This is a genomic window from Pseudarthrobacter sp. R1, assembly GCF_024494415.1.
GTDB lineage: Bacteria > Actinomycetota > Actinomycetes > Actinomycetales > Micrococcaceae > Arthrobacter.
The window spans coordinates 155409-166809 of sequence record NZ_JAMKFI010000007.1 but is presented as its reverse complement, the minus strand read 5'-3'; the positions used below and the strand labels follow the sequence as shown (position 1 = coordinate 166809).

General features: G+C 67.5%; 9 protein-coding genes. 4 read left to right on the top strand and 5 right to left on the bottom strand.

Features of this window, described 5'->3' with window-relative positions; all coding sequences use genetic code 11:
• The first annotated feature begins 224 nt into the window (after nucleotides 1-224).
• From M8J71_RS08580 to M8J71_RS08565, 4 genes are all read left to right on the top strand, one after another.
• Nucleotides 225-872 (top strand): DUF3000 domain-containing protein, encoded by a 648-nt coding sequence (locus tag M8J71_RS08580; protein ID WP_256247507.1) that lies wholly within the window; start codon nucleotides 225-227, stop codon nucleotides 870-872.
• A gap of 75 nt (nucleotides 873-947) precedes the next feature.
• Nucleotides 948-2285 carry an HRDC domain-containing protein gene (locus tag M8J71_RS08575; RefSeq protein ID WP_256247506.1) on the top strand — a complete coding sequence of 446 codons (1338 nt, stop codon included), beginning with the start codon at nucleotides 948-950 and terminating at the stop codon, nucleotides 2283-2285.
• Between the two features lie 252 nt (nucleotides 2286-2537).
• A complete protein-coding gene (locus M8J71_RS08570) occupies nucleotides 2538-3818 on the top strand; it encodes a thiolase family protein (RefSeq protein ID WP_256247505.1) in 1281 nt (426 codons plus the stop codon).
• On the top strand, nucleotides 3815-6001 hold the full coding sequence (locus M8J71_RS08565) for a 3-hydroxyacyl-CoA dehydrogenase NAD-binding domain-containing protein (RefSeq protein WP_256247504.1): 2187 nt from the start codon (nucleotides 3815-3817) through the stop codon (nucleotides 5999-6001). The genes M8J71_RS08570 and M8J71_RS08565 overlap by 4 nt, the downstream gene beginning before the upstream one ends.
• Before the next feature lie 130 nt (nucleotides 6002-6131).
• Here M8J71_RS08565 and M8J71_RS08560 read toward each other — a convergent pair whose 3' ends face one another.
• From M8J71_RS08560 to M8J71_RS08540, 5 genes are all read right to left on the bottom strand, one after another.
• A complete protein-coding gene (locus M8J71_RS08560) occupies nucleotides 6132-7664 on the bottom strand; it encodes an ABC transporter ATP-binding protein (RefSeq protein ID WP_256247503.1) in 1533 nt (510 codons plus the stop codon).
• Nucleotides 7665-8402, bottom strand: coding sequence for an energy-coupling factor transporter transmembrane component T (locus tag M8J71_RS08555; RefSeq protein WP_256247502.1), 738 nt, complete (start codon nucleotides 8400-8402; stop codon nucleotides 7665-7667).
• Nucleotides 8403-8412: 10 nt separating this feature from the next.
• Nucleotides 8413-9231, bottom strand: coding sequence for an ECF transporter S component (locus tag M8J71_RS08550; protein ID WP_256247501.1), 819 nt, complete (start codon nucleotides 9229-9231; stop codon nucleotides 8413-8415).
• A 158-nt stretch (nucleotides 9232-9389) separates the two neighbouring features.
• Nucleotides 9390-10415: a nucleoside hydrolase gene (locus M8J71_RS08545; RefSeq protein ID WP_256247500.1), complete on the bottom strand. Its 1026-nt coding sequence runs from the start codon at nucleotides 10413-10415 to the stop codon at nucleotides 9390-9392.
• A 7-nt stretch (nucleotides 10416-10422) separates the two neighbouring features.
• A complete protein-coding gene (locus M8J71_RS08540) occupies nucleotides 10423-11400 on the bottom strand; it encodes an aldo/keto reductase (protein WP_256247499.1) in 978 nt (325 codons plus the stop codon).
• Nucleotide 11401: the final 1 nt, after the last annotated feature.

Here is an 11401-nt window from a genome sequence, read left to right as displayed (position 1 = left end):
AGCCCTGGACACACCCAGGTCCGGCAGCACGTGGTCATCCAAATAGACGTAAAGTGTGGTCAGGAGAGTGTTTAGTTGCGAGTTCACAACCCCGGCTTAACACTCTCCGCCCTACTTTAAAAGCTCCAGCGCCCCGCCACGGCAATAGGACTTACTCATCTAGACGGCGTCTGGTGACGGCGAGCCTTCCCGCCGTCACCAGCATGGTTGCGTAACCTGCGAAGGTGAACGCACTTGACAAGGTTCCCCCGGAATTTCTCCACGCTCTGGGAACCCTCAGGAAAGCCCAGTGCCGCGGGGAACTCCACCTTGCGGAGATTCCCGCGCCTGCACGGCTGGCGCCCTTCGCCGTAGCGCTTGGCGCGGAAGTCCTGGCACCGGGGCCGGGCACCGCCACTCCCCTGCACGGTCCGGCCGCCATGGCGTTGGCGGCTGCGTCAGGAACAGCGGACGACGACGAAACAGAGTTGGCCACGGGCCGCTTCATCCTGCTCCACGACCCCGAAGGCTCTGCAGTCTGGGACGGCGAGTTCCGCATCGTCACCTACATCCGCGCCCAGCTGGAGCCGGAGATGGGCAACGACGAGATGCTGGGTACGGTGGCATGGACGTGGCTGGTGGAGGCACTCGAAAACCACAAAGCCCCGTACAGGGCAGCCGGCGGCACAGCCACCAGGGTCCTGTCCGAAAGCTTCGGAACACTTGCGGAGCGGCCCGGCTCCATCGACATCGAGCTCCGGGCCTCCTGGACCCCGGCGACGTCGGACGTGACAGCACACTTGGAGGCCTGGTCCGACATGGTGTGCACTTTCGCCGGCCTGCCGCCCCTCCCCGAGGGTGTCACCCCGCTAACGCACCGGCGCCGGAACTAGCAGCATGGCTCGTGGCGCGTCCGGTGTGGTCCGAAAGGCAGTCCGGAACCGGCCGGCCGGTAAACTAAAGGCATCATGACCCCTAACATTCCGGAAAACACCACGGCCGGCGCTCCGGCTGCTGATACCGCACCCCAGATCACGGTGGAAGGCTTTGACAGCTCCATCCCCGAAATCGTCGAGCTCGATTCGCCCCGCGACGGCGTTCCGCTGGTCATCGAATCGCAAGCCGGGCTGGAGCGGTGCGCAGCTGCCATCGCCGCCGGAACCGGTCCGGCGGGCGTTGATGCAGAGCGGGCCTCCGGCTTCCGCTACGGGCAGCGTGCCTTCCTCGTCCAAATCCGCCGCGAGGGCGCCGGAACCTGGCTGATCGACCCCGAACCCTTCGACAACCTGGCCATCATCAACGAGTCCCTCCGCGGCGTCGAATGGATCCTGCACGCGGCCAGCCAGGACCTGCCCTGCCTGTCCGAACTCGGCATGTGGCCGGACAAGCTCTTTGACACCGAACTGGCCGCCCGCCTGGCAGGCCTGCCCAGGGTGGGCCTTGCCGCCGTTATCGAACAGCTGCTGGGATTCGGGCTGGCCAAGGAGCACTCGGCCGCTGACTGGTCCACCCGGCCCCTTCCCGAACCCTGGCTGCGGTACGCGGCACTGGACGTCGAGGTCCTGACGGAACTGCGCGAAGAGCTCATTGAATTGCTGGAGGCCGACGGCAAGCTGGAGTACGCGCAGCAGGAGTTCGCCGCGATCCTGGCTGCCGGCCTCGCTCCGCCGCGCGTCGACCCGTGGCGGAAAACGTCTGGCCTTCACCAGATCCGCGACCGGCGGCAGCTGGCGGCCGTCCGGGAGCTGTGGCTGGAACGGGACTCCCTGGCGCAGAAGCGGGACGTGGCCCCGGGAAGGCTCATCCCGGACTCGGCTTTAGTGGCCGCGGCCAAGGCCATGCCGTCCACGGTGCCCCAACTGCTGGGCACCAAGGGCTTCCACGGGCGGGCGGCGCAGCGCGAAGCTCCCCGGTGGCTGCGCTGCATCGCGACGGCCCGGGACCTGGAGGAGCTTCCGCCGCTGCACCTGGCCACGAACGCGCCGCCGCCGCCGCGGGTCTGGGCTGACCGCGATCCTGAGGCTGCTGCACGGCTGGCCACCGCCCGGCCACTGCTGCAGGAGAAAGCCGACCAGCTCAACCTTCCCCTGGAGAATCTGCTGACCCCCGACTACTTGCGCCGGGTGGCGTGGCGGCCCCCTGCAGAGGTCAGCGAAGAATCAGTAGCAGCCGAGTTGCGCGCCCTCGGCGCGCGCGCATGGCAGGTGGAACTTGCTGCGCCCCTGATCACGCACGCCTTCCTCAACCCGCAGCCACTGCCACCGAAGGAACCCAAACCGGACGCCGCTCCGGCAGCCCGCCAATAGGTCCCGCTGGCGGCCACAATCTCCCAAACCCAAACGCTCTCTCACTTAATGCACAAATATTGGCAACGCTCTCTCACTCTCTTAAAGAAAGTGAGAGAGCGTTGGTCGAAAAGGGGCATTAAGTGAGAGAGCGTTCCTTCATTAACGCCTTGCGGCCTAAGTTACTCGCGAGTAACATCGGGGGTACTGCCGTTCAGTTGCCTGCCGCCCTGCGGCGCGCACTGACGCCTACGTCTCGATGAGGAGTTACACGTGAGCAACAACGGAAGCAGCGCGTCCAACCGCACTGTCCGGGACGTCGTTTTTGTCGACGGCCTCCGCACCCCCTTCGGCCGGGCGGGAGAAAAAGGCATCTACGCCGGCACCCGGGCGGATGACCTGATAGTGAAGTGCCTCCGCGAACTGCTGCGCCGGAACCCGTCGCTGCCACCGGCGCGCATCGACGAAGTGGCCATCGCTGCCACTACGCAAAGCGGGGACCAGGGCCTGACCCTCGGACGGACAGCGGCCCTCCTCGCGGGACTCCCCCGGACTGTTCCGGGGTTTGCCATCGACCGCATGTGCGCCGGGGCCATGACAGCCGTAACCTCCACAGCGGGCGGGATCGGTTTTGGCGCCTACGACGTCGTGATTGCCGGCGGCGTCGAGCACATGGGCAACCACCCCATGGGCTCCGGGACGGACCCCAACCCGCGGTTTATGTCCGAACGGCTGGTCGATCCGGCAGCGCTCAACATGGGCAACACCGCCGAGAACCTGCACGACCGTTTTCCCTCCATCACCAAGGAACGGACCGACGCCTACGCGGTGGCGTCACAGACGAAGTTTGAAGAAGCCCGCCGCGACGGCAAGATCCAGCCGGACCTGGTGCCGGTAGCAACCCTGAAGCCCGGCCAGGGCTGGACCCTGAACACGGTGGACGAGCCGCCGCGCCCCGGCACTACCCTGGCTGACCTCGCCAGCCTCCGCACCCCGTTCCGCGCCCACGGCCGTGTCACCGCAGGAAACGCGGCAGGCCTGAATGACGGCGCCACGGCCGCCATCGTGGCATCGGCCGAAGCCGCCGTCGAACTGGGATTGCCGGTCCGCATGCGTTTGGTCAGCTACGCCTACGCCGGCGTTGAGCCCGAGGTGATGGGCATCGGCCCTGTTCCCGCCACCGAGAAGGCCCTGAGAAATGCCGGGCTCTCCATCGGGGACATCGGGCTGTTCGAAATCAACGAAGCCTTCGCCGTCCAGGTGCTGAGCTTCCTGGAACATTTCGGCATATCCGACGACGATCCCCGGGTTAACCGTTACGGCGGAGCCATCGCGGTGGGCCACCCCCTCGCTTCGTCCGGAGTGCGGCTCATGAACCAACTTGCCCGGCAGTTCGAGGAAGACCCCTCGGTCCGATACGGGATCACCACCATGTGCGTGGGACTGGGAATGGGTGCCACTGTCATCTGGGAGAACCCGCACCACGCCGACTACAGCGGAACCCAGCCAGCGGAATCCGCCACTACCGAAGACGTTTCCGAAGGAGCAGCATGAGCGCCGCAGATTTCACCAAGCTTGCCGACCTCTTCCCCCATGAAACCGTGACGCATTCCTACGTCCAGGACATCGAACTCCCGGGCCCGGACGGAAAGCCCGGCCCGGGCACGTTCGCCCTCATTACACTGGACAACGGCCTGGACCACTCCAAGCCCACCACACTGGGGCCCAACACGCTGGTGGAACTGGGCACGGTGCTCGAGGAACTCCGGGAGCGGGCACGCCGGGGCGACATCGTGGGAGTGGGCGTCACGGGCAAGCCCTACTACCTGGTGGCCGGCGCGGACCTCTCCACGGTTAAGACCCTGGACAAACGCGAGCACGGTTTGTGGATGGCACAGCTGGGCCACGACGTCTACAGCACGCTGGCCAACCTGGGCGTACCCAGCTTCGCCTTCATCAACGGCGCAGCGCTGGGCGGCGGCCTGGAGATTGCCCTCCAGTCCACCTATCGCACAGTGTCCACGGGGGCGGGAGCTTTGGCGCTGCCGGAAGCGTTCATTGGCCTCGTCCCGGGCTGGGGCGGCGTCTACATCCTGCCGCGGCTCATCGGCCCGGAAAACGCCGTGAAGGTCATGATCGAAAACCCGCTGAGCAACAACAGGACTCTTTCCGGCCTGGAGGCCTTCTCGCTCGGCATCGCCGACGCCATGTTCGAGCCGGCGGATTTCCTGGAGCAGTCCCTTGCCTGGGCCGCGAAAGTCATCACGGGCGAGGTGACGGCGGAACGGCCCAACGCCGTCGACCCCGCTGCCCCGGAGACAGCAGCCCGCTGGGCGGGTGCCGTGGCAGCCGGGCGGGCACTGGTGGAAGCCAAGACGTCCAATGCAGCACCGGCTCCGGCCAAGGTCCTGGACATCCTCGAAGCCAACCGCACCATGAGCCAGGCCGAGTCTGCGGCGCTGGAGTGCGAAACCCTCGCCGAACTCATGCAGACGGACGAGTTCCGTGCCACCGTTTACGCCTTCCTGGACCTGGTCCAGAAGCGGTCCAAGCGCCCGGCCGGCGCCCCCGACCGCACGCTGGCCCGGCCCGTCACCAAGGTGGGCGTCGTCGGCGCCGGCCTGATGGCCAGTCAGCTGGCAGTGCTCTTCGCCCGTCAGCTCAAGGTACCGGTGGTCATGACGGACATCGACCAGGCCCGGGTGGACAAAGGGGTGGGCTACGTCCACGCCGAGGTGGACAAGCTCCTGGGCAAGCAGCGGATCAGCCAGGACGCCGCCAACCGCACGAAGGCGCTGGTGACAGGTTCCGTTTCCAAGGATGTTTTCGCCGATGCCGACTTCGTGATTGAAGCCGTATTTGAAGAGCTGAACGTCAAGAAGCAGGTGTTCGCCGAGCTCGAGGCCATTGTTACGCCGGAATGCATCCTGGCCACCAATACGTCCTCGCTGTCCGTCACGGCCATGGCGGAGGACCTCCGGCACCCGGAACGACTGGTGGGCTTCCACTTCTTCAACCCGGTGGCCGTGATGCCGCTGCTGGAAATCGTCCGCGCCCCGAAGACCGACGACGCCGTACTGGCCACCGCCTTTGAGCTCGCCAAGTCCCTCAAAAAGACCGGAGTGCTGGTCAAGGACGCCGCCGCGTTCGTGGTCAACCGGATCCTGCTGCGCCTGATGGGCGAAGTGACGGCAGCCTTTGATGAGGGAACCCCCGCTGAGGTGGCCGACAACGCGCTGCGGCCCATGGGACTGCCCATGACGCCTTTCACCCTCGGCGCCATGGTGGGGCTGCCGGTGGCCCAGCACGTCCAGGAGTCGCTGCACGCCGCGTTTGGTGATCGGTTTACCGTTTCTGCCAACCTGCAGAAACTGATCGACAACGGTGTGAAGAGCCTCTGGACTCCCGGTCCAGACGGCGCACAGGAGATTCCACAGTCCACGTTGTCACTGATGTCCTTCGGGACCAGCCCCTCAAGCGCCGACGAAGTCCTGCGCCGCACCCAGGATGCCCTCGCCGAGGAAATCGGCCTGATGCTGGAGGAAGGGGTGGTGGCAGGGCCGGAAGACATCGACCTCTGCATGATCCTCGGCGCCGGTTGGCCGATGTTCCTGGGCGGCATCACACCCTACCTTGACCGGGTGGGCGCCTCCGAGCGGGTCAACGGCAAGCGGTTCCTGCCTCCGGGTGTGGCGTCCCGGCCTGCCGGGACCATGGCAGGCATGCCCGCCGGCTGAGACTGGCCTGGCGCACGCAGGAGTTCGTTCACAAGCGCAGGGGCTTCGTCCGGTTCTTCCGGACGGAGCCCTTTGCCTTGGACGGAGCCCCTTGCCTTGGACGGGGCCCCTTGCCTTGCCCGCGTCAGCCTCACGGCAGACGCCCGCCGTCGAGCGTCAACAAGCGGTCCGCCAGCGTGCGGGCGTAGGGCACGTCGTGGGTGACCAGGACGACGGCGGCGCCCGCCGCTGCGGCGGACCGTACCGCGTTGTCCAGCACAGCCAGGCCGTCGCCGTCCAGGGCAACCGTGGGCTCGTCCAGGGCAATAAGCGACGGCCTGCGGGCAAGCACCGTGGCCAGCGCCAGCAGCCGCTGCCCGGAGGCCGGCAGCTCGGCCGGGTGGTCCTGGGCAACCCCGGATAGACCCACGGCGGCCAGGGCAGCAGCGGTTCTTTCCGCCGCCTCGCCTGCACCGAACCGCCGGTCCAGGCCGAACCGCACCTCACGGGCAGCAGTCCGTTCGAAGAGCTGGTCGCGCGGGTTCTGGAAAAGGAGCCCCACGGAAGCGGCCACCTCCCCAACCGGCAGTCCGGCAATGTCCTTCCCGTTAACGAGGACGGAGCCGGTCGCGGGCTGCAGCAGACCGTTGAGATGGCGTAAGAGCGTGGATTTACCCGCACCATTCGGTCCGGTCACGGCAACGATCTCCCCCGGCTGGAGCACAAGGTCGATGCCTTGCAGGACGGTGTTGTGCTGATACCCGCCGGCTTTATTACTGGTTGCCCGGGCCTTCCTGCCGCGGCCTGCTGTGGCCGGGTAGGAGAAATGGACGCCGCGGAGCTCCAGGACCGGGGCAGCTGCGGCACTCACCTGGCAGGCGGCTGCGCCGGACGCCGGCCGCTGAACTGCAACCGGCCGCCGGATGCCGGCCGGCAGACGCTCCGGCGCCGCCATCAGTTCTGCGGGTGCGCCGCTGGCCGCGACCGTGCCCGCGTCCAGGGCAATCCACCGGTCGGCCTCAAGCAGCACCTCATCGATCGCCTGGCTCAGGACGACGACGGCAGTCCCGCCGGCCACGAGCTTGCGGAGCAGCAGTGCGAGTTCGCCCGCCCCGGCTGTGTCAAGGGAGGCAAAGGGCTCGTCCAGGACCAGGACCGCGGGCTCCAATATGACTGCACAGCCGATGGCCAGGCGCCGCAGCTGGCCGCCGGAAAGCGTGCCTGGGTGGCATTCCAGCAGCCCGGCCAGCCCCAGCACGCCCGCGGTACGCTCTACGGCTTCGCGCATGGCGGCCCGGTCCACACCGGCATTCTCCAGGCCGAACGCCAGTTCTTCGGCTACAGTGGCGCGGACCGTGGACAGCGCGGTGGAGGCGTCCTGCGGAACGAAACCCACCCGTTCACCCCATCTGGCAGGGTCGATGCGGGGGTCGTGCGCGGTTCCGTTGAAATGCAGGCGGGTTCCCGCGAGTTCGAGCTGTCCTGCCAGGCTTCCGCCTGCCCCTGGAGACAACCAGCCCGCGAGAAGCCGGCCAAGCGTAGACTTGCCGCTTCCGGACCCGCCGAGGATCGCGGTGTACGTCCCGGGGGCAAACGAGACGTCCACGGCGCGCAGGACGGGCGCGTCGTCGTCGTGGAAGGCAAAACTCCGGATGCTGGCGGCAAGGGCACTGGAGGTCTTCACCTAGCCACCCGCCAGCCACAACCGGGCCGCCACGGCAGCCGCCGCGGCCAGCATCAGCAGGATCCGCAGCCAACGCTCCACAACCGGATCCGGGACGTCCCGGTAGGTGGTGCGGGGGCCGGTGCCGCCGAAGCCGCGGGCTTCCAGGGCCGCGCCGCGGATGGCGGCGTCCTCCACCAAAGCAGAGACCAGCGGAACTGCCTGGAGCCGGAAAGCTGCGATCCGGTGCAGCAGGCCGCGCCGGATTACCAGCCCCCGGGCTTCCTGAGCCCGCCGGATACGGCCCACCCGGGAGGTGATGGCCGGCAGCAGGGTCAGCGTTGACGCCAGCACGAAGGCAAACCGGCCTTGGACCCCTTTCGCCGAGAGCGCCGCAACGAGGTCAGGCACGCTGACGCTGAAGGAGAAGACCAGCAGGGCCAGGACGGCAGCCGAAACCTGCGCGGCCCGCTCACGTGCGAAGGACAGCCCTTCAGCGGTGACGCGCGCAGGGCCCCATTGGGCGAGGATGATCTGCCCTTCGGGGAAAAACAGGCCGTGCAGGACCAGCAGCGACAAAGACAGCGGCACCAGCACGGCAGCTGCCGCAGGCAGGAGCCGCCGGAGCGTGCCGCCCATGGCCGAAAGGCCGAGTGCGCCCGCGATCACGGCGAGGGACAGTGGCCAACTGGCTGCCGCCGTCGTTATCACGGCCGTGCTGCCGGCAGCCGCGAGGGACGTCAGCGGATGCAGTCGCATGGGCAGGAGGTCAGGAGTCCTGTCCGGAAGTCCGGCCGGCCAGCACACGGTGCCGCCGGACAAACGGGAACTGCAGCGTTGCGCGGCGGGGCAGGGCGTAGACAAGCACGGCCACCACCGTGAACACGATGGCCTTGTCCATGGGATCGGAGATCAGGGCCTGCTTGGTGATGGCGGCGAGCAGGGTGTCCCCCATGGAGCGGAAGGCGCTGACGATGGCTCCCGTAGCAATCCCGGACGTGCCGCCGAAGACGAAGGCCGCCACCGGGGCGGACACCACACCGCCAATGATCCCGGTAGCGAATCCGGCTACAGGGGCGAGGTAGAAACGGCGGAAGAGCCCGTGACGCGCGGCCACGCCCGCGAGGCAGCCGATGAGTGCGGCGCCGGCAGCGAACGGCAGCACCGTCGGGTTGAAGAAGGACCAGACGATGCTGCTCAACGCGCCGGTTGCTGCACCGGCCGCCGGGCCGGCGAGGACCGCGATCAGTACCGTACCGATCGCATCAAGGTAGAACGGGACCAGGGTGCTGCCGACGAACTGGCCGAGCACGATGTTCAGCACCAGGGCCACGGGGATCAGCACCACGGTGGACGTCGGCAGGGCCGGCAGGACAGCGACGATGAGCAGAACGGCGCCCACGAGGAAGCCGGACAGGGCGATCAGGGCCGAGGCGCTTCCCGGCCCGCCGGTGATGTCGGCGGGCTGGTTGAGGACCAGGTAGATGTAAGTGCCGGCGATGGCCAGGGCACCGAGGATTTCCAGCAGCCGGCGTTTGCGGGCTGCGGCCGGTGCCGGAGATGGAAGCGTCAGGGAGGGCGATGACATGGAGTTCCTTCGGGGTGCGCACGGCCGGCCCGCGAATCCGGGGCCGGAATGGAACGCTGCCTATGTCACCTCGGCGGCTGCCGCCAGGCAACTGCGCCTGTCCGGTCCGCGGACTATTCTACCGCGGTTGTCCGGGGGCTTTGCGAAGGTTTTTGGGCTCAGCCCAGGCGCCGGGCCAGGCCGCCGACGGCGGACACCAGCTCCCGGAACGCAGCTTCCGGATAATTGGTGGACACCACGCGGGCGTTTGGCGGTTGGCCCCAGAGCCCGCGGAAGTCCGCCACCGTGGTGCCGATCAGCATCCGGGAGCCTGTTTCCACATCCACGGTTGCCGGACGGGCTTCGAAGTCAAGGGTGCCGGCGGCAACACCTGCGGCGAAGTAGTCGTGGACGTGGGCCAGGTAACCCTGGTCGTAGTGGCGGTGGAACTCGAAATAGAACCGCAAAGCATCAGACAGGTGCCTGATCAGGGTGTTGTCCGACGTGCTGGGCTGGCCCTCGGGCTGTTCCGGCAGCACCAGTTCGGGAACCGTTGCCCCGGCCGCCTCAGCCAGTTGGCGGACATGCGCGGGGTGGAGCTCCATCCGCTCCGTGGTGTCCAGGGAACACACGATGGGAAGCTTTTCCAGCGGCCGGCCCTGGAACGCAGCATAGACTTCCTTGGCGGCGTGCGGGTCCACGTGCGTGTTCCACTCCGCGGTGGGCGTTGTATTGCCCTGATGGTAAAAGCTGCCGCCCATGATCACCACTTTGGCCAACAGTTCCGGCAGCCGGGGTTCCTGCCGCAGGGCCAGCGCGAAGTTGGTCAGGGGTGCGGTGATGAGGGCGGTGAGCTCCCCCGGCCGGGCCCTCGCGTGCTCCACCCACAGGTCGACGGCGTTCCGCTCGGAGACTTTGCCGGCCGGTTCCGGCAGGACCGCGTGGCCGATGCCCTGCGGACCGTGCGTTTCGGGAGTGGTCAGCAGCTCAATGGCCAGCGGTTCGCGTGCACCCACGGCCACTTCCACTCCCTTGCGGCCGCAAAGTTCCAGCAGGGCCAGGGTGTTGCGCGCCACCTGATCCACGTCAACGTTACCGGGCGTGGCGGTGACGCAGACGAACTCGGTGTCAGTTAGGGCGGCAAGGTAGGCGAGGGCCAGGGCGTCGTCGATGCCCGTGTCCACGTCCAGCAGGAAGGCGGTCATGAGGGTCCTAGAACAGAGCTACCTTGGGGGCGGCAGGGAAGATAGCGTCCAGCTCGGCGAGGTCCTTTTCCGTGGGGAGCCAGTCCGCTGATTCCGCGTTCTGCCGAACCTGTTCCGGCCTCGTGGCGCCGGCGATGACGCTGGCTACGGCCGGCTGTGCTGCCAGCCAGGAGAAGGCAACCTGGATCTCGCTCAGCCCGCGTTCCCGGGCAAAGCTGCTGAAGCTGTCCAGCTGGTCCCAGTCGGCGTCGTGGACGAGGTGTGTGCGGGTGTGGCTGAGCCGGGAACCGTCCGGGGCGTGGCCGGGCGCGTACTTTCCGGTCAGCAGGCCATTGGCGAGGGGGAAATACGGCAGCACGCCCAGGCCGAATTCCTCTGCGGCCGGTGTCACCTCAAGCTCGGCCCGCCGGTCCAGGAGGTTGTAATGGTTCTGGGAGGAGATGAAGCGGGCGCTTCCCAGTTCGCGCGCCACGTATTCCGCCTGGGCAATCTGCCAGCCGGCCCGGTTGGAGTGTCCGATGTAGCGGACCTTGCCGCTCCTGCCGAGGGTATCCAGGGCGGACAGGGTTTCGTCGATGGGGGTGAGCGGATCCGGGGTGTGGAACTGGTAGAGGTCGATCCAGTCGGTGCCCAGCCTCCGCAGCGAGGCCTCCACTGCCTGCATAATGTAGCGGCGCGAGCCGCGGGCACCGAAGTCGGGGCCGCTGGCCCCCTTCATGTCCATGCCGAATTTGGTGGCAACGACGACGTCGGCCCGCCGGTTGCCGAGGGCCTTGCCGAGCATCGTTTCGCTGAGGCCGGGTTCCCGGCCGTAGGTGTCGGCGACGTCGAACAGGGTGATTCCGGCATCCACCGCCGCGTGGACCACCGCGTCCGTGGCCTCCTGCGTCTCGGTGGCAGTGTTCGCACGGCCCAGGTTGTTGCAGCCCAGGCCGACGGTGGAGACGGTCAGGCCTGACTTTCCAACGCGGCGGTAGGTGGTCACA

What these genes read in the sequence shown, in the direction of transcription:
- M8J71_RS08575 (WP_256247506.1), top strand. Translation starts at nt 948, where the DNA reads ATGACCCCTAACATTCCGGAAAACACCACGGCCGGCGCTCCGGCTGCT.
- M8J71_RS08565 (WP_256247504.1), top strand. Translation starts at nt 3,815, where the DNA reads ATGAGCGCCGCAGATTTCACCAAGCTTGCCGACCTCTTCCCCCATGAA.
- M8J71_RS08555 (WP_256247502.1), bottom strand. Translation starts at nt 8,402, where the DNA reads ATGCGACTGCATCCGCTGACGTCCCTCGCGGCTGCCGGCAGCACGGCC.
- M8J71_RS08550 (WP_256247501.1), bottom strand. Translation starts at nt 9,231, where the DNA reads ATGTCATCGCCCTCCCTGACGCTTCCATCTCCGGCACCGGCCGCAGCC.
- M8J71_RS08545 (WP_256247500.1), bottom strand. Translation starts at nt 10,415, where the DNA reads ATGACCGCCTTCCTGCTGGACGTGGACACGGGCATCGACGACGCCCTG.